The organism is Amycolatopsis sp. NPDC114503, assembly GCF_055633655.1.
The window spans coordinates 69,212-86,055 of the sequence record NZ_JBVKDT010000011.1 but is presented as its reverse complement, the minus strand read 5'-3'; the positions used below and the strand labels follow the sequence as shown (position 1 = coordinate 86,055).

Genomic DNA, 16,844 nt, shown 5'->3' with positions numbered 1-16,844 from the left:
GGGCGTCGGAAACAGGCAACACCGCGCCTGGTCCCGGCCCGGCGAGCGCCCGGCGGCAGCGCCGCCGTGGCCGTCGCGCGGGCGTTAGCGCGAGCGTCCCCGCGACGGGGGTCCGGATCCTGGAGCGGAATGGTTGCGGACCGCAGGCGGCCCGTCGAGAGTGCGCGAGATCGCGGACTGTCCTTCCGGGACGGCGCCGGCGAGTCGCTCGGCGGTCGTGCGCAGAGCTGCCGAGACGGCGTCCACGGTCTGGCGGACCTCGTGCAGCGGCCGTTTGCGGTCCCGCGCCGCGGCCTGCATGGCATCGCTGGCCCGGTGCGCATGGTGGTGGAGCGCGGCCTGGACCACAATGGACACGGCGTTCTCGCTGGCCGGTGCGGACTTGCGGGCCAGGTCCATGAGGTCATCGGGCGGAAGGCCCTGCCCGTGATCGTCGGCACGGACCTCGCCTTCCCAGGCCACGGTAACCGGGTCGACCGGTACCGGAGGGGAAGCTGCGGCGAGAGTGCGGATCGCCCGCCAGGTGGCGGCGTGCGCGGGCGATCCGGTGAAGTCCTCCGGCATGAACCGCGTGATCAGATCCGGCCGCCTGCCCGCCAGCACGTCGCCGATCAGCCGTTTCTCGGCTCGGTCGACCAGCAAAGCCGGCGGCGGGACGGCAGGGGCGAGCGAGGCCGGGTCCACGGCGAGCGGGATGCCGGAGCCGGGTCCGCGAATGCCGTTGCTCAAAGCGCGGTCCAGGTCCTGGATCGCGCGCAGGTCGCCGGAGATCCGGCCGCTGCCCGCGACCGACCGGGTCCGCACGGCCCACCGTTCGATCTCGCGGCGTGCGGAACTCTCCAGCACTCGCTCGGCGTAATGCGCGTGGTGCGGAGTCGTGCTCGGCGGCGCGGCCAGGTACAGATCGGTCATCAAGCGGGACTGCCGTGCCGTGCCCGCGCCGGGCCTTCCGGCGAGGACGTCCCGCACCGCGAGGACGTTGTGGATGACGGCGTTGCGCGTCTCCGGCGAGAAGTCGTTGCCGACCAAGGCTTTCTCGGGCACCGACTGCAGCACGCCTCGGCCGTGCAGTTCCCGTATCGCCGAGTAGACCGACCCCAGCTCGGGATCCGCGAAATCGTGCGGCCGCAGCCATCCCTGCACGTCGGCCAGCCGAGCCGGACGGTGCAGCAAGGCGCCGAGCACCGCCGTTTCGGCGAGCCGGGTCGCGTCGCTGGGCGACGACGCTCGCGCGCCTTGGCCGGCGCCGCCGGCCCCCGGTGCTGCCGCGTAGCCGCCGTCGGCCGGCGGGCTGGCGCGCCCGGCCACCCGAGGGGCCGGGACGGTCATCGTCCCGCGCGGGCGTCCGCGTCGGCGACGGCCTGGTCGGCCAGCGCGAACCTGCCGCGGGGGTCTTCGACGTCGTCGAAGACTGCGGCAAGGGACTCCACCGCCGGGGTGTAGTCCGCCTTGCCGACTTCGCGCACGTACCAGCGATCTCGGAACTTGACCGCGTCCGGCACCACGCCTCCCAGCGACCGGGAGAACCGGCGGGCCTCTCCGACGTCGACATACGTCTGCATCTGCGCGGGCGCGATGTCGCTGAGCGGTTCCCCCATGACGAACTCCTTGGCTGCTTTCCCTGTGGTGGACACGACCGCTGGCCGAGCGAAGCCGGAAGCGATCATCGAGCGACGCCCCGCTGGCCGAGCTGCTCAACCGCCTTCTGCCGGTGCTGGCTCACGGTGTCTGCCCGTTTCGCCAACTTGGACACCTCTTTCTGCGCATAGTCGAGCAGGGCCTGCGGGTCGAGCGCCTGGTTCCGGGCCAGGGTCTGGACGGTGTTGCGCGCTGTCTGCGACTGGCGTTTCAGGCTGGCGTCGAAGACTGTCCGCAGCGACCTCTCGATTTTGGATTCGCTGTTGTTCGGCTTGGTGTTGAATATCTGGGTCAGCTGCGTGTCCGACAGCGCCGGCAAGTGCGGCTGGCCGGGGACGGGGCGCAGCTCCTCGAAGACCGACACGTAGTTGACCGGCTCGCCCCTCTCCTGGACCCGCTGGATCGCCGCCCAGGTGTTGGCGTGCTCGGGGGAGGAGAAGTCCTCCGGTGTGAGGCCGAGGTCCAGACCGGTGCCCGAGTGCAGGGCGAGGTGGATCAAGTGGCGTTCGGCCCGGCGGACCAGCGGCGCGCCCAGCGCGCGCAACCCCGACGGCTGGTACGGCTGCGCCGCGAGCTGCACGGCCCTGTCCAGGTCCCGGTAGGCCTGGCCGGACGGTCCGGTGCGCTCGACCGCGCGGGCGAGTCGTTCGGCGAGCTTCTCCAGCGAGGCTGTCACCGTGGCCAGGTTGGACAGCATGTCCTCGGCCGTGCCCGTGCGGCGACGGAAGAACGACGGCCGGATCAGCGGCGACGGGCGGACCATCTGGACGCCCAGGCTCTCGACGTGCCGGCGGACCGAGTCCTCGAGGACCATGCGGCCCAGGCGCATCTGCGCGCCTTCGTCGTAGACGCCGCGGTAGGCCACGGTGTCCGCGGGCGCGGCGGCGTTGATCTGCCCGACGACTCCGTTGAGGTTCGGGATCACGGCGCCGGTGAACCGCTGCTCGTGCAGAGCCTCGAACAGCGCGCTGTAGTTGTCTTTGGCCGCCTGCATGCGTGCCCCGGTGCCTTCGACGGCGTTCACGTCCTGCAGAAGGTTGAGGTGGGCCAGGCCCCGGATCGTGGTGTAGAGCGCCCTCAGGGATGGTTCGGAGAAGTCGCGGGGCCCGAGGAACTTCTCGATGTCGTTGATCGCATTCGGCGCGTGGAGCAGGCTGCCGAGCAGCGCGTGCTGGGGCAGCAGGTTCGGGTTGTACGTGTAGAGCGTCGGCTTGTCCTCCTCCGGCTCCGCCGCACCGGGGGTCTGAGGAGGATTCGCGTCCGCAGCAGGTTCAGGCGGCGCGCCCCCGGCTCCGTCGTTGGCGCGACGGCGCTCGAGCCCCCGCCGCAACCGCCCCATCGGCCGTTCCTCCGGCCTCGCCCCTGCGGCCTCGGCGGTTCCCGGCCGGTTGCTGTCGCGGATCCGGGTGCGGTCGACGCCGCCCGCCTCGGCGACCGGTCCGGCCTCCGACGGCCCCTCGCCGTTCGACTCGACGGCGGTTTCAGAGCGAGCGGCCTCCGCAGCAGGTTCGGGCGCGGCCTCAGCCCCGCCGTTGGCGCGACGGCGATCGAGCGCGTCGCTCAACGGCCTCCCCGGCCGTTCCTCCGCCTTCGCCCCCGCGGCGGGATCGGCGGCTTCCGCCGGCTGCGGCTCCGCCGGTGCGGGCTCCGCCGGTGCGGGCTGCGACGGGGCGGCTGTTGCAGCGCGGTTGCCCTCCAGGTACTGGGCGCTGATGCGGCGGCCCGCCCCGTTGATGCGTTCCCTTTCGGCAACGCCTTCGGTCGTGGTGTCAGCCACGGTCGTCCCCCTGCCTTCGTGGTGTAGGGCAGATCGCGTGCTACGCCCCCGCGCGGCACGCTCGCCCGGTTCAGCGCGTGCGCGGCCGCGTGGCCGTCGTCGTCACGGTGCGGTGCACGGTCGCCGTGCGTGCCGCGGCGGCCTTTCCGGCGGCGTTCTCGGCGGCGGCGGCGTTGTGCTCGCCAGCTGCGGTCGCCTGGCCTTCGGCGTGTTCGTCGATAGCCGGTGTCGCCGGGTCGTCGGGTGTGGCCATGTCGGCATCGGCGCGGCCCTCGTCTTTGTCCGCGCGACCGCGCCATGCCGCGGCTTCGGGGATGCCGTCGGGATACAGTTCGGCGACCCGTTCCTGGATCCGCGCGTCTTCGGGGAATTTCTCCGCGATCATCGCGTCGATCTCGGGATGGCCGTGCCCGAACATGGTCAGCGCGAAGCGGCAATCGTTGGGCTTGCGGGGATCCCATTTCCGCACGGTTTCGGCGAGTTCGGCCTGGGTGTTCGCGTCGGTTTCCCGCGCGGCGATGACTTCGGCCGCGGTTTCCCCGGTCACCGCGGCGGCGGCGGGAGCTTCGCCCTTCCTGCGGGCTTCGGCCCGGGCGGCGGCCTTGCTGCGCGGGACCAGCGACGGGAACTTCGCCTCGAGTTCGATGTCCACGCTCTGGCCCCAGCGCGTGTAGGCGGCTTTCGCCATGATCCGGTCCTCGACGGACTCGGGATCCAGGCTGCGCGCCCAGTGCAGTGCTTCCTCGGGAGAGCTGCCCGATTTCGGCCGCCCTGGCTTCGTGGCGACCACCTCGCCGTCGACGACCATGCCGCCGCCGGGTGGCGGCGTCCCTCGTCCGGTCTCCCGCTCTGCGCCGCGGCTGCGGACGATGTCCTCGTAGCGCGGCAGCTCGCGGGCCTGGTTGAGCACCGAGTACGCCGCCCGCGACGGCCACTTCACCTCGCGCCAGCTGCTCAGCGCCCGGCCGATGATCCCGGCCAGCCGGTCGGGGTCGGCGCCGACGCGGGAGACCTCCTCGTTGGCCAGGGAGTGCAGCTCCTGCCAGGCGGCGAAATCCGGGTGCATCGGATCGCTCTCGGCGGTCAGCCGGGTCGCGAGCGCCGCGGGCATGTTGCCGTGGAGCGCCTCGGCCCAGGCGTCCTCGCCGAGCGCGAGCGGCCGTGCCCTGGCCCCCATCCTCGGGCCGGCGTCGACGCCGGGTTCAGACCAGTCGTACTCGTCGGAATAGGCGCCGGGGGAGTGCCCGGCGAGTTCGTGGATCCGCGCGAGGTCCGCCGGGGTCGGGTTCTCCCGCAGCCATCTGGCCAGGTCCACGGCGTCCTCGGCGTCGCGGCACACGACGAACAGCGACGCGCTGGGCGCCCCGGACTTGGTGTAGGTGTGGGCCTCGACGCCCCAGCCGGTGCCCTCGTCGTCCATCTTCGCCCACCACACGGTGAACGGTTCGCCGTCGAACTGGGTGGCCAGGTCGGCGGGCACCCGCCGCGTCCAGGCTTCCTGCTCGTCGTCGCTCATCAGCCGCAACGGCGGCACCTGCCGGGCAAGGTGTTCCAGTTGGGACTGCTCGGCGTCGCTGCGGGCCATGCGGCCCGCGCGTTCGCGGCCGGCCGCCATGCGGCGGCTGAGCAGCTGGCTGAAGCCGTTGATCGCGGTCGCCCACTGGTACAGCTCTTGGCCCGACGGCAGCAGTGACGGCGTCGGCTCGCTCATCCGGTGTTCCCCCCGTGGTGTGCGATGCCGAACCCGCCTCGTGTCCCCACACGAGATGCGCGCGTTCCGCTACCGCGGTCTCTCCTATCCCCAGCCCACCGGCCGGAACCTCAGATGTGCGACGGACGCCGAGCGGGCCAAGATCCTCTACCTGACACGCCAGCTAAGACACAGAGTAACCATATTCCGTTGCATTCGGGAACCCTTCAATGAAACTGCAGGTAGAGCAATCCTTTGTGATCAACACACAGCCCACGCCGTGTGACTGCACGTGATCGATTGCGGCGACGAGGGGAAACGGATGACCGACGACGACTACTGGAGCCAGTGGTCTCCGGCAGCGCATGCCCGGTACGAACAGATCATGGCCTGCCTGGAGCCGGTGACCGGATGGCCGGGGCGGTACCGGCTCACCGCCGACGCGCCGGTGCCGCGGTGGCTCAGGGACGTCACCGCCGGCCTGCTTCTTCCTCCGGAGGCGCCGACCCTGCAGTTCGCGCGGGTCTGGGACCGCGTTGACTGGCCGGCGCTGCTGGCCGAGCACGGCGACGACCTGATCGTCGCCGGAACGGTGGGGGCGGGCGGGCCGCACTGGTCGGGCGTGCTGCGGGCCTGGCGGCTCCTCGAGGACGCCGGTCACGCACCGGAACTGGACGTCGACCTCGAAGTCGACCTGACCGGCACCGGACTGGAGCTGAGACACGGCGGGATCAGCACCGGCTCGAACACGCTGCCGAGCGGCGAGACCGCGGCCGCGGTCGCCGAGGCGCTGCAGGTGGACTGCGACATCGACTGGCCGTCGACCTCGCTGCGCATCGAATACGCCGGGCACGACGGCGCCCCGACCCCCGTGGCGCCGTTCCAGGCAACCCACAGCAACTCCGACACCGTCTGGATATGGGCCGGCCTCGGGCCGGACGACGTGCCGCCCAGCTGACTTCGCCCTGATGCCCGGAACGCGCTGGCGGCACGTCCGCGCGTCGGGGCGAGAACCGGGCACGGCGGCAAAGGGCCGGGGCACGGTGCATTCGACTCCGGCCCCGGCGACACCGAACGACGGACACGAGGCGGCCGATGGAGGACTTCAACCGGTTCGGGACGTGGCAGCCTGGCGCGGACCTCGCGGCCGCGTTCGCGGCGGCCCGCGCCGAAGCCCTGCGGGAACTGCAGGACGCATACGGCACCGACGACACGGCCTTCCAGCACACCAACACGATCCTCGAAAAACTCTGGGACCCGGGAGACCGGTCCGCGCTCGTGATGACGCCGGTCCAGCTGCCCCCGCACGACCCCGACGGCAATGGACTGGATTTCTGCGACATGGTCGTGTTCGGCGTCGAACCCGTTTCCCGGGAGGAAGCGCTCCGCGTCGAACGCGCGGTGCTGGAAGAGAGCGGCAATCCGCTGCAGTCCAAATGGGGTCCTGCGGGGCGGTCCCGATCACGACGACCGGTCGGCGCCGGCACCGGCCCGGACGCCTGGCGGTTCTTCGGCCATGTTCCTTGACCGCTGAGCCGACCGGGCCGCCCGAGCACAGAACTGCCGGTTCTGTATCCGCCCCGTCGAATATGCGCGGCGGACGCCATCGTTCCCCTCAGGCCATCGCTACGCCGCCCGAGCGGCCGGTCGTCCTTCCCCCTGCGGGCGGAGCACTCGAATATTCGACGTGAATCGGGATTCGCGAGCGCCTGTGCCACCTCGGCGACACGACGGTCGAACCTCGGCGGCGGATCGCCGACGTCCCAGACGAATGCGCAGAACGGCTGGACTCCCGTTTTCCTCGGCGGCTGCAGAACGGTTTTGTCGGGGGCGGGTGGGACGCTGACGGAACCGACCACGGAAGGGATTCCCGACCGATGACCTACCAGCCCGAGCGAGAACTGGACCTTGCCTACGACCCGCGGCGAGGATGGCTCCATTTCGTGCTGTACAGCGAAACGCCGACGCTGTGGGGCTCTGCGCTCAACGCCACCCAGAAACTGTGCGATTCCAGCCGGTACATGCAGGAATGGATCGACCGGCTGCAGGACACCGGCCCGTCCCCGCTGCATATGGCCCTGATCCCCGACGACGAGGCCCGGCGGCTGTGGGATCCCTGCGTCGTCGACGACCCCGAGTCGCCGTCGGCGGTCGCCCGCGACGGCTGCCTGTGCCTGGCCACCTTCTACGACCCGCTCACCTGGATGCCGGTGGTGAAACAGCACTACCGCACGGTCACCGGGAACATCGAGACCTGGACCTACTGGACGTTCTCCCCGCTGTCGCTGCCCGAAGGCCAGGTGCTGGAGCGGTTGATCATCGACCAGGACGCCGGCGTCATGTGGCTGCGCAACGACCAGGGCGAGCTGCACCTCCTCCCCGAGAAGACCGGGGAGGGCTACAGCGTCGGCTACGGCGGCAGCGGGCCCGGGAAGTTCGCCAAGATGATCGAGAAGATCGTGGCCTCCGACGGTCGCGACGTCACCCCGGACACGAGCCAGGTGACCGCGAACCGCCGCCTGATCGACTGGACGTCCTCGCCCGCGGCGGACCGGACGCGGGAGCTGTCCCTGGCGCAACTGCGGACCCTGCGGGCGACGGGAACCGCACCGGCCTGATCGCGCTGCGCGGCGACGATCACCGCCGGGTCGCCGCCGCGCAGCGACGACCCGTTCCCGGCCGCCGAAACCGGCCTCGCCGTTCCGCAGGTCCACGCGGACATCACCTCGCAGAGCGACCGCGCCGTCCGCGAACGCCGACACCGGCGAGCCCGCAACCGCGCCGTGCTCGTGCAGCGCGGCCGGACAAGCACAGCAACGGCCTGCTGTGCCGGGCGAAATGACCGGGCGACCGGGTAAGGTGTTCAAGTATGGCAACCACGAAGGTGACCTACAGCCTGGACTGCGGGGCGGACTCCCTGGTCAAGGCAGCCAGCGCGCGGACCGGCACGTCGGCCTCGCGAATCGTGTCGAGCACGCTGCTTCGCCACCTGGTGGCGGACTTCGCACCGCCGGTGGCCGGTACCGAGACCGCCCGGCAGGCCGACATCGCGGCCGCTCTCGCAGATCAGGAGCTCAGCGACGCCGGGGCCCGCGCAGACCAGGAAGGCCCCGGACGTGCAGCTGCAGCGGGGTGACGTCTGGCGTTACCAAGTTCCCGGGCTCGCCGCACGCACCGTGCTGCTCGTGGCCATGCAGGGCATTCTCGAGGCCGAGGGCTACCGTGCCTTCCCCGCGTTGAACATCACCGACGCCGATCCCGGGCACCTGCTCAGCGTGACAGCAGAACTGGACGGCACCACGATGTGGATCGACCTGCTCACCGGTCTGCTCGTAGTGCGACGGTCGCTGCTGGCCGAACGTCTCGGGCAACTGCCCGCCGACGATCTGAACACCGTGGACGAGCGGCTGAGCGCCATGCTGGGCCGCTAGGCCAAGGGCGGGTCGTTCAGGCCGCGCTCGCACCGACCGGCAGGGCGAACGGCGCTCGTCGCCCGCCCTCGTCGGGCGGACTCGCTCCGCGACGGGAGCACGACCGAGCCGGACTGCGGCTAGCGCGGCGGCCGGGCACCGGGGTGATGCCGACGCGCCGGCCGGACAGGGCGGGCTGCCGCCGTGCGTTCGGTCCTGCGCGGCGCCCTGGTCGCGGAGCGGCTGCCTGCGTAGTTCGCCGCGGCGCGGTCCACCGGCAACGCGGCCGCGGCCCGCTGCGCGGCCGCGGCATGGTGAGGACGTCCCGCCTGCTGCTGCCATGCGCGGATCTCGGCGATCAGACCGGCCAGTGCCAGGATGAGCGCGGCGAGCGCCAGCTTTTCCTGGCCGCGGCCGCTGATGCCGCCGACCGCCGCGATCCGGCGCGACGCGGCGCGCAGCTCGCGCCCCGACAGGCCGTGGTCGCGGGGGAGGATCCGGCCGGGGATCCGGGAGGCGCGGTCGTACTGGTCGAACGCCCTCGTCATCGGGCCGCGGTCGCGGTACTCGGTCCCCAACGCCAGCGCGCCGAGAACCTCCGCCGTGGCGTGCGCGATTCCGGCGGGGTCCTCGCCGCCGGAACGGATCCGTTCCGCAGCGTCGTTCACGACCTCGGCAGCCTCGTCGAGCACGTCCAGGCGCGCGGGGGCGGTGCACCTGCCGTCGACGGTGCGCTCGACCGGTTCCGCGGCCGGCGCGCTCGCCCACCGCTGCATGAGTTTGGGCCAGGTCAGGTCCCTGCCCAGTTTCCCGCCGGAGAACGGCACCGGCTCGCCTTCGGCGTTGCGGTCGTCCGCGAGGGCGTAGGAGCAGCCGCGGATCGTGCCGTCCGCCGCGTACGAGGGGCGCCACACCACCTGGAATTCGCGCAGCCGCGCGAAGAAGTCCTCCGGGCCGCGGGCCGCGGCTGCGGCCTGCGCAACGAGCCGGCGCAGTTCGGTGCGCGCCGGCTCGGCGCGGCCGTGCCGGGAGGCCTTGCCGATCTCCTGCCGCGTCGGCCGCCGCGTCGCCGTCCAGTCGGCTTCCGGGGTCGGCACGAGGCCGAGTTCGCTTTCGAGTTCACGACACGCTTTCCGCAGCCGGTACCAGTCGTTTCGCGGATAGAACCGGCGCAGCGTTCCGCTCTTGTCCGTGACCAAGGTGGCCATGAGGTGAATGTGGTCGTCGGCGTGCCGCACGGCGACCCAACGGCATCCGGACTGGTGGATCCCGGTGGCCTCCATCAGGCGCTGCGCGATGCGTTCCCACTGCTCGTCGCTCAGCGTCGGGTCGTCGGGATGCAGGCGCACCGGGCAGTGCCACACGTACCCGTCCTTGAGCACGACCGCTTCGGCCTTCGGGTCCCACCGGTAGTACTTCACCCACTCCGGCGCGTGCGCTGGCGGCCGCTTCTTCCCCGACGTGCGCAGCCACTGCGTCCATTCCTCGGCGCCGGGAAGGCCGTCGGGAGAAGGCGCCGGGTTGTCCAGGGGCAGCCCGAACTCCTTCGGCAGCTCCGACATGGACCCGATCAACGCGCGCAGGTCGAAATCGAATTCGCCGGGACCTGCTTTCGGCGGCTGGTGCAGGCCGGGGGAGCCGTCCCAGGACGCGACGATGCGCGGGTTGCGGTGCTCCTCGTGCGCGCCCGGGCCCATCAGGTACGCGACCAGTCCTGACGGGCGCCACCCGGAGAGGGCTTTCCCGATCACGGGTCCCTACCTCAGGGCCTGGCGCAGCCCGGCGAGCAGGCCTCGGGCCTCGACCACCCGGAGGCGGACTCGTTCCAGGATCGCCAGGGCCTGTTCGCGCACGGTCTCGACCTCGTGGGTGGAGTTGGCGTGCTTGGCGACGTCGTTCAGATTCCCGCCGATCTTGGCGAGCTGGATGCTCAGGTCCGTGACCGCGACGTAGAGCTTGCTCAGCACGCCGCGGTCCAGGACCACGCCGCTGACCCGCATCCGTGCCGCGTCCAGTGCGGCGAGCGACGCCCACGAGCCCGGTTTTCTCCCGTCGAGTGCGGCGGCCTGCTCGATGATCGACCACTCGACGTCGTTGTACGCGAGCGAGGTGCGCGGCCGGCGCGGGCCGTCGTGCGAGTGGCCGCGCGTCCTCGCCGGTTCCGTCGCGACCTCTCCTGCCGCGGAGACGCCTGTTTCGTTGTCCTGCATGCGTTCGTTCCCCCATGCGGCCCGCCGGCCTGAGGCACCCCCTGCACCTCTCCGCTGGTCCGCAAGGACCAGCGTGCCAGGTCGCGTCAGCGACCTGGGGAAAACCGTATAGGTTTTCCATATCTTGCTCTGCGGAACCGGCTGTGTCGCAACGGTGCCCGCGAACCGGGTGTCCGGCTCCAAAACCGCAACGACCAGGATGCCGCCCCGGGCGCGGTCCGCTGCACTGGTGCGGCCCGGCGCAAACAGGCACAGGCGCGGGAGTGCCGTCGGACCGGCCGTGCCGCGGTCGACACTGTGCGACGCGGCTGGCCGTGCGCTGCGAACGCGAAAAGACCCCCGCGCCCGGCAGGGCGCGGGGGTCTGGCGCGGTGTTCGGTGTCGGGGCCGCTGGACGTCCACCATGTGCGTGTGGCCGCGCCGCGACGGGCTTCCCGGCCCGACGCCGCCGGGCCCGTCGCTGGCTGTTCGGTGCCGCACTCGTAGTTCGGGTCGCGGGCAGCGGCGGAAGCGTTGCGCATCAGGGCGGCGTACTCCGGCCCGGACATGCGCGAGTCCCGCCACGGGCAACCGTGGCGGGACTCCCGGGTCGGGTGGCTCGCTCACCCGTGACGCTTGCGGACGCTGCGCGAGGCGATGCGTCCTCGTCGCACCCCGCTGCCGGGGCCTCGCTTGGCGTCCTTGAGAAACTCGCGCACCGGCGGCACCGAGTCGTTGCTCGACGGACGGGCTGCAGCAGGCCCGCTGCGGACCTCGTCCCCGGTCGTCAAGTGGCGGATCTTGTACGCGCGGTACCACTCTACCCATACGCGCGCAGCAGGCAGTTGAGTTCTGCTCCACAGGCGCTTGGTTCGACGCCGGCCCTCGATTTTCGGAGGGTCCACAACAGGGCGGGGGAACCGCACGGGCATGGTGGGCCTGTCGCACCAGCCTTGCACGGACGGCGCAGTGACTCCCAATTCGGCGGCCAGCTGCGAGATAGTGAGCATGTCCGACTCGTCGGTCTCATCGTGTTCCCCGGGCGGTGACGAGGCGTCTGCGGGGGCCGCGTTCGAGCCAATGGCAGCGAGGAAGTTGTCGAGCACGGTCAGGTGCCCGCCGAGGCGACCGGCCGCGACGTCCTCGCCCTGGTTGCCGGAGTTTCGCTGCGCTCGGTCCCGGGCGTAGGCGACCACTTCGCGAAGGGAGTCCAGCACCGGGTCCATCGTCATGGGACTGTTGGCGACCAGCTTACGACTGATGTTCTTCGGTTTGGGTCCCCGTTTGACCAGCTTGCGCTCCTCGCTCCACCTCTCGAACTCGGGCCAGCGATCGGCACGCCACAACGGCTGGGGCGCTGGTTTGTCCGGGCGCGGCAGCGGTGTCGACGACTCGGGGCCATACCGCTTAAGCCAGTTGCTGACAGCTGAGACGGTCACGCCGAAACGCTCAGCCACCATCGTGACCGTCAGTATGGTGACATCATTGGAAGAGGTCGACACAGGTCCTCCCGGCCGCTTTAGGGATTTGTTGGATTGCCGCAGCCGCAGGGGGATTCCCTTGCTGAACCGCAACAACTTGATGATACCCCCACGGGGTATCATCAAGTTGTCTGAAAGTCGCTGCTTGCCGCTTTGTGAGCAAATACTTTCCGGTCATATCGCCAGAGCCGCACCGGCGAGCAGGGCAGCGGGTCGGCGCGCCGCGTTGGCGGCCTTCTCTGCGGGGCTGTGCGCCTCGGTCCGAAGCCACGTCTGAATCGCGCTCTCGTCGACCGTGGGCCTTCTGGGCGTTCTCGATGCTTCGCGTCATGCTCAGTCTGGGCACGGCCTCGGCGGTCCGGCGGGAGGGCTCCGGTCGCCCGGAGCCCTCCCGATCACGAACTTTCCGCACCTCTTCCTGGCTTGACCAATTTGATCGTTCAATACACGCGCGGAATACGAAAAGTACCCGCGCACTAGGCGTTGAGTGCAGATTGGAATCGAGGCCGGCGACCGCCGCGCCACTCGGCGATCGGCCTCGATTGCTCGACGTCGCGGATGCCGGATCATCGACCGGTGCGGCCCGGCCGGTGGTCCGTGCGAACGGGAGGGAAAGGGCGCTGGCGGGGATCTCAGTCCCGGATCATGCTGAGGTTGGACCGGGACACCGGAATGATCCGGGTTTCCGGGTTCAGATGCTGCCTGGACGTCGCGGGACGCTGTGCGAGCGTCGCCGCCGAGTGCTCGTCCAGCTGGACGTCCACGATGTGCGTGTAGCCGCGCCGCGGCGGCTTTCTCGAACCGACGACGGTCCCGCAGAGACCGTCGAGATCCTTGTGCAGAGCCACTATCTCGACGCGGCGCCCCAGATCGTCGTGGTGCGCGCGCATCGTCCTGGCGTGCACCGAGGCCAGCCGTTCCGCTGCGGCCTGGGCAACGAGGATCAGGTCGCGCGCGTCGTCCAGGGCATGGACTTCGGCCAGCAACTCGGAGGTTCGGCGCATCGGCTCGGGCATGGAGGCTCTCCGTTCATGCGGTTTCCCCGCCTTCGGCGGCGGCCGCGACTGGGGGCCGTCACCGAAGCCGGAACACGGGGGAAGGGCCCCGCCGCGCGAGGCGCGCCGGGGCCCTTCTTTTCTCTCATCGGGGCTGGGAGCTCGCTGGCAGAAGGTCGGGGTAGTCCGACAGCCAGCTGAAGTCGACCCATCGATCGCCTGGCACCATCAGTTCCGTCTCCGTGCCGTCCAGCGCCCGGAAGACCGCCTTGACCAAGTCTTGCTCCGTCGGTCGATCGGTAGAGACGCAGCGCGCGTCGCCGTCCTCCAGCCGCCGCTGCTCGGCATCGGCCTCCGCCTGCGCTGCTGCTGCCCCTTCCCTGCACTCCTCGCCGTGGAACACTTTGTTTCCGCCCTTCTCCTGCCAGCATGCCGGGCACACCGCCGGCGGCTTGCACCACGGATCCGTCGCCCGCCCGTGCAGAGCGCTCGACGTGACCTTGAACGGGCAGATCCGCTTCCGCACACCGCCTGACGTCCCGCAGCATTCGCAAACCAACTTCCCGCTCCGGCGGGAATAGAGATTGCCCATCTGTTTCTCCGATCATGGTTGACCGCCGGTTACCGGCGAAGTTCGACATCGGGAGACCGGCGTCCGCGCGACGGGCGGGGCACGGTCGTTCCCGGCTTCGCGCTCGTGCTCCACCGGACGGGGCCGCCCCGGCTGTCCTGGCGAAGGAACCGCCGGGCGCGGTCACGCCGCGCGGTTTCACCGCGTCGCGGCCTCGCCTGCGGCCGCGTCGGCGATGCTCGGCACCTTCTCCAGTTCCAGAACACCGTCCTGGTTGCGGACCGTGGCGTAGATCGTCGGGTCGGTATTGTTGAACGGCCGGTGGGTCGCCACCAGTTCGCGCGCGGCTTCGATGCTGTCGCGGTAGTGCTGTTCGGTGTCGCCGTTGATCGCGTTGCGGAAGTACACGACGAACTCTCCCTCGCGGGCTTGCCGGACGGGCTCGGACGGCGGTTCGGCACCGCGCTCGACGAGAGCGGCGATCATGCCGAGCCACTTGGCGTCGGCTGTCAGGTTCCGGGCGGGGCGGCGGCATATCTCGTCGTCGTTCAGCCAGTGCGGCGCGTTCTCCTGGTTCCAGACGATCGAGTTCAGCAGGACGATCTGGTCGCGGATCTCCCTCGCGACCCGCTTGACGCAGCCGCTCATCATGAGCGGGTTGTCCGCGCGGCACGCGATTCCCAGCAGCTTGTCCGGGTCGAGTTCGCACCGCCGGAGGACGTTCGCGAAGAAGTCCAGGTGCCCGGCCAGGGTCTGGAACATCCTGTGCGCGTGGTCCAGGTCCCGGGCCGCCATCCGGGCGTAGCGCGGGGACCGCAGGAAGCCGAGCAGCACTGTGCGCATGCCGTCGCGGCGGTGGATGGGCTCGATGAGGGCAGCCATGATCTCTCCGATCATCGGGATTTCGCAATGGGGTCGGCGTCGGATTCACCGGGCTTGGTCACCGGTTCCCGACAAGCCAATAATATGCCGCTCAGGCATGTGGATATTCCTTATTGGCGAAGATTTATCGCACGCAGAACAGATTTGTCGGGTTGTCCTGCCGCAACCCGTGAGGCGGAGCGGGCACGCCGCGCCCGGGCGGGAAGGTCGCGGGCGGTTTCGTCTCGGGCTCGTCAGCGGCGGCCGCGCCTGCGGTCGTCGCCGTTGCCGGACGCGGGGTGTCCCCGCCGCGCGCGTGCGCCGCGGGGGCACCGGTTGCCGGGCGCGGAGTTAGGCCGCCTCGCGGCCTCGTTTCCGGCCGCTTCGGCACTGGTCGGCACCCTTCCCCAGGAAGGTGCGCGTCAACGCCGTAGGCGCCCAGTCACGGCGTGTCCTGCGGCGGCAGCAACGGTGGGAGGTACATCTCCTCGAACGGCTTCGGGCCGACGTACTGGCGGCAGGTACAGGGCACCCACTGGTTTCCGATCCAGTCTCCGTGTTTTGTGCGCGCGTCCTTGCGCAGGATCTCGCCGTGGCATTCCTTGGTGCCGGGGTCGTGCTGTTCCAGTCCGTGCGAGCAGCCGCAGACCGGTTTTGGAGTGGCTCGACGGCGAGTCAGCTTGCCAGCCAACAGGCCCCCGGCAAACAGGCCAAGTCCCACCGCGAGGGAGACGGGTTCGATCATCGGTCGGTGTCTTCTTTCAGGTCGGTGCCGTCGTGGCAGCGTGCGGTGCTGGTGGTCGTCGTATGGCGCCAGCGGGGTCGTGGTAGTGCCGCGCAGAACGGCCAGCAGGTCGGACATGTCGGCGGTGATCCAGGGTCGTTCTCCACGGCCTGGTGCCCGCGCGCTCCCGGACTGGGCCGCCTCGGCGATCCGGGCGAAAGAAACCGCCGGGGCGCGATCACGGCGCGCGGGTTCACCGCGTCGCCACCTCGCCTGCGGCTGCGTCGTCAGCGGCCGACACCTTCTTCAGCTCCAGAGCGCCGTCCTGGTTACGGACCGTGGCGTAGATCGTCGGGTCGGTGTTGTTGTACGGCCGATAGGTTGCGGCGAGCTGGCGGGCGTCTTCGATGTTGTCGCGGTAGCGCCGGACGGTGATGCCGTTGATCGCGTTGCGGAAGTGCACGGCGAACTCTCCTTCGCGGGCCTGCCGGGCGGGCCTGGGCGGCCGCTTGGCGCCTCGCTCGATGAGAAAGGCGATCACGTCGAGCCACTTGGCGTCCGCTGTCAGGTTCCGGGCGGGGCGGCGGAAGAACTCGTCGTCTTCGGGCAGCCAGTGCGGTGCCTTCTCCTGCCACCGCACGGTCGAGTTCAGCAGGACGATCTGGCCGCGCACCTGCTGCGCGACAGTGTTGACGCAGCGGCCCATGCGGACCGGGTTGTTCGCGCGGCAGGCGATGTCCAGCAGCTCGTCCGGGTCGAGCTTGCACCGGCGGAGGACGTGCCTGAAGGTGTCCAGACATTCGGCCAGGGTGGTGAACATGCGGTGCGCGTCGCGCAGGTCTTGGGCCGCCATCCGGGCGTAGTGCGTGGAATGCACGAAAGGCAGTCGCACTTCGCGCATGCCGTCGCGGCGGTGGATGGGTTCGATGAGGGCAGCCATGATCTCTCCGATCATCGTCAATTCCGACTGGGCTTCGGCGTCGAATTGACCGGGCTTGTTCGCCGGTCCGACGGTTTTACAATACCCCCTATGGGTATCGATGGGGCCGTGCTGGCGACGGCAGCTAGAACGCGGAGCAAACGCGCCGATTGCCGTGCCGCGCCGTGCGAACCCGTACGGGCAACGCCCCGCTCGCCGTCTCCGGCGGGCGGGGCGTTCTGGGGCGTCGGCAGGCTGGGATCGCCTCTGGCCGGGCGGTTCTCGTCCGGTCAGGAAATGCCGTTGCGGTAGATGTCGAAGGCTTCGAGTCGGTCCGTCGTATCGAGACCGAGATCGAACAGGACATAGCGGCAGTCATTGTCCTGCGCCAGTTCGATGATCGGCGGGAGCTCCGGCGGGAACCCGTCGACTGCGCCGCTTTCTTCGCGCTCCTTCGGGACGTACATCAGCCAGCCGCACTCCATCTCGTAGGCGACCACCCCGTCGAAGGTGTCGAGCCGGTAGCGCGTCTCCTTGCGCAGATGACCGGCCGAGAGACTCAGAACGGTGAACAGGTTCAGGGACAAGG

The 16,844-nt window shown here is 70.3% G+C and carries 18 protein-coding genes; 5 read left to right on the top strand and 13 right to left on the bottom strand.

Features of this window, described 5'->3' with window-relative positions; genetic code table 11:
- Window positions 1-84 precede the first annotated feature (84 nt).
- The 4 genes from ACZ7OI_RS37170 to ACZ7OI_RS37155 all read right to left on the bottom strand — a co-directional run bounded on the left by ACZ7OI_RS37170 (window position 85) and on the right by ACZ7OI_RS37155 (window position 5,126).
- Window positions 85-1,329: a DnaB-like helicase N-terminal domain-containing protein gene (locus ACZ7OI_RS37170; protein ID WP_470268782.1), complete on the bottom strand. Its 1,245-nt coding sequence runs from the start codon at window positions 1,327-1,329 to the stop codon at window positions 85-87.
- Complete coding sequence (locus ACZ7OI_RS37165) at window positions 1,326-1,598, bottom strand: hypothetical protein (RefSeq protein ID WP_470268781.1); 273 nt, start codon at window positions 1,596-1,598, stop codon at window positions 1,326-1,328. The genes ACZ7OI_RS37170 and ACZ7OI_RS37165 overlap by 4 nt, the downstream gene beginning before the upstream one ends.
- Before the next feature lie 65 nt (window positions 1,599-1,663).
- On the bottom strand, window positions 1,664-3,415 hold the full coding sequence (locus ACZ7OI_RS37160) for a DnaB-like helicase N-terminal domain-containing protein (RefSeq protein WP_470268780.1): 1,752 nt from the start codon (window positions 3,413-3,415) through the stop codon (window positions 1,664-1,666).
- Between the two features lie 70 nt (window positions 3,416-3,485).
- On the bottom strand, window positions 3,486-5,126 hold the full coding sequence (locus ACZ7OI_RS37155; protein ID WP_470268779.1) for a hypothetical protein: 1,641 nt from the start codon (window positions 5,124-5,126) through the stop codon (window positions 3,486-3,488).
- Between the two features lie 301 nt (window positions 5,127-5,427).
- Here ACZ7OI_RS37155 and ACZ7OI_RS37150 point away from each other — a divergent pair, with 301 nt between their 5' ends.
- The 5 genes from ACZ7OI_RS37150 (at window position 5,428) to ACZ7OI_RS37130 (ending at window position 8,536) form a co-directional block, all read left to right on the top strand.
- Window positions 5,428-6,063: a hypothetical protein gene (locus ACZ7OI_RS37150; protein ID WP_470268778.1), complete on the top strand. Its 636-nt coding sequence runs from the start codon at window positions 5,428-5,430 to the stop codon at window positions 6,061-6,063.
- A gap of 137 nt (window positions 6,064-6,200) precedes the next feature.
- Window positions 6,201-6,632, top strand: a complete 432-nt coding sequence (locus ACZ7OI_RS37145; protein ID WP_470268777.1) for a hypothetical protein — start codon at window positions 6,201-6,203, stop codon at window positions 6,630-6,632.
- 350 nt (window positions 6,633-6,982) lie between these two features.
- Window positions 6,983-7,723 carry a hypothetical protein gene (locus ACZ7OI_RS37140; protein WP_470268776.1) on the top strand — a complete coding sequence of 247 codons (741 nt, stop codon included), beginning with the start codon at window positions 6,983-6,985 and terminating at the stop codon, window positions 7,721-7,723.
- A 251-nt stretch (window positions 7,724-7,974) separates the two neighbouring features.
- Complete coding sequence (locus ACZ7OI_RS37135) at window positions 7,975-8,241, top strand: hypothetical protein (RefSeq protein WP_470268775.1); 267 nt, start codon at window positions 7,975-7,977, stop codon at window positions 8,239-8,241.
- The gene (locus ACZ7OI_RS37130; protein ID WP_470268774.1) at window positions 8,222-8,536 is read left to right on the top strand and encodes a hypothetical protein; all 315 of its coding nucleotides are present in this window, start codon (window positions 8,222-8,224) and stop codon (window positions 8,534-8,536) included. The genes ACZ7OI_RS37135 and ACZ7OI_RS37130 overlap by 20 nt, the downstream gene beginning before the upstream one ends.
- A 119-nt stretch (window positions 8,537-8,655) precedes the next feature.
- On the opposite strand, the gene ACZ7OI_RS37125 is transcribed toward ACZ7OI_RS37130, so the two are convergent.
- From ACZ7OI_RS37125 to ACZ7OI_RS37085, 9 genes are all read right to left on the bottom strand, one after another.
- Window positions 8,656-10,266 carry a relaxase/mobilization nuclease domain-containing protein gene (locus tag ACZ7OI_RS37125; protein ID WP_470268773.1) on the bottom strand — a complete coding sequence of 537 codons (1,611 nt, stop codon included), beginning with the start codon at window positions 10,264-10,266 and terminating at the stop codon, window positions 8,656-8,658.
- A gap of 6 nt (window positions 10,267-10,272) precedes the next feature.
- Complete coding sequence (locus ACZ7OI_RS37120; protein ID WP_470268772.1) at window positions 10,273-10,725, bottom strand: MobC domain-containing protein; 453 nt, start codon at window positions 10,723-10,725, stop codon at window positions 10,273-10,275.
- Between the two features lie 602 nt (window positions 10,726-11,327).
- Complete coding sequence (locus tag ACZ7OI_RS37115) at window positions 11,328-12,278, bottom strand: hypothetical protein (RefSeq protein WP_470268771.1); 951 nt, start codon at window positions 12,276-12,278, stop codon at window positions 11,328-11,330.
- 539 nt (window positions 12,279-12,817) lie between these two features.
- The gene (locus ACZ7OI_RS37110) at window positions 12,818-13,201 is read right to left on the bottom strand and encodes a hypothetical protein (RefSeq protein ID WP_470268770.1); all 384 of its coding nucleotides are present in this window, start codon (window positions 13,199-13,201) and stop codon (window positions 12,818-12,820) included.
- Window positions 13,202-13,325: 124 nt separating this feature from the next.
- Window positions 13,326-13,772, bottom strand: coding sequence for a hypothetical protein (locus ACZ7OI_RS37105; protein WP_470268769.1), 447 nt, complete (start codon window positions 13,770-13,772; stop codon window positions 13,326-13,328).
- Between the two features lie 177 nt (window positions 13,773-13,949).
- Complete coding sequence (locus ACZ7OI_RS37100; RefSeq protein ID WP_470268768.1) at window positions 13,950-14,633, bottom strand: hypothetical protein; 684 nt, start codon at window positions 14,631-14,633, stop codon at window positions 13,950-13,952.
- Between the two features lie 421 nt (window positions 14,634-15,054).
- Window positions 15,055-15,474 carry a hypothetical protein gene (locus ACZ7OI_RS37095; RefSeq protein ID WP_470268767.1) on the bottom strand — a complete coding sequence of 140 codons (420 nt, stop codon included), beginning with the start codon at window positions 15,472-15,474 and terminating at the stop codon, window positions 15,055-15,057.
- Between the two features lie 115 nt (window positions 15,475-15,589).
- On the bottom strand, window positions 15,590-16,276 hold the full coding sequence (locus tag ACZ7OI_RS37090) for a hypothetical protein (RefSeq protein WP_470268766.1): 687 nt from the start codon (window positions 16,274-16,276) through the stop codon (window positions 15,590-15,592).
- Between the two features lie 269 nt (window positions 16,277-16,545).
- Window positions 16,546-16,842 (bottom strand): DUF5983 family protein, encoded by a 297-nt coding sequence (locus tag ACZ7OI_RS37085; protein ID WP_470268765.1) that lies wholly within the window; start codon window positions 16,840-16,842, stop codon window positions 16,546-16,548.
- Window positions 16,843-16,844: the final 2 nt, after the last annotated feature.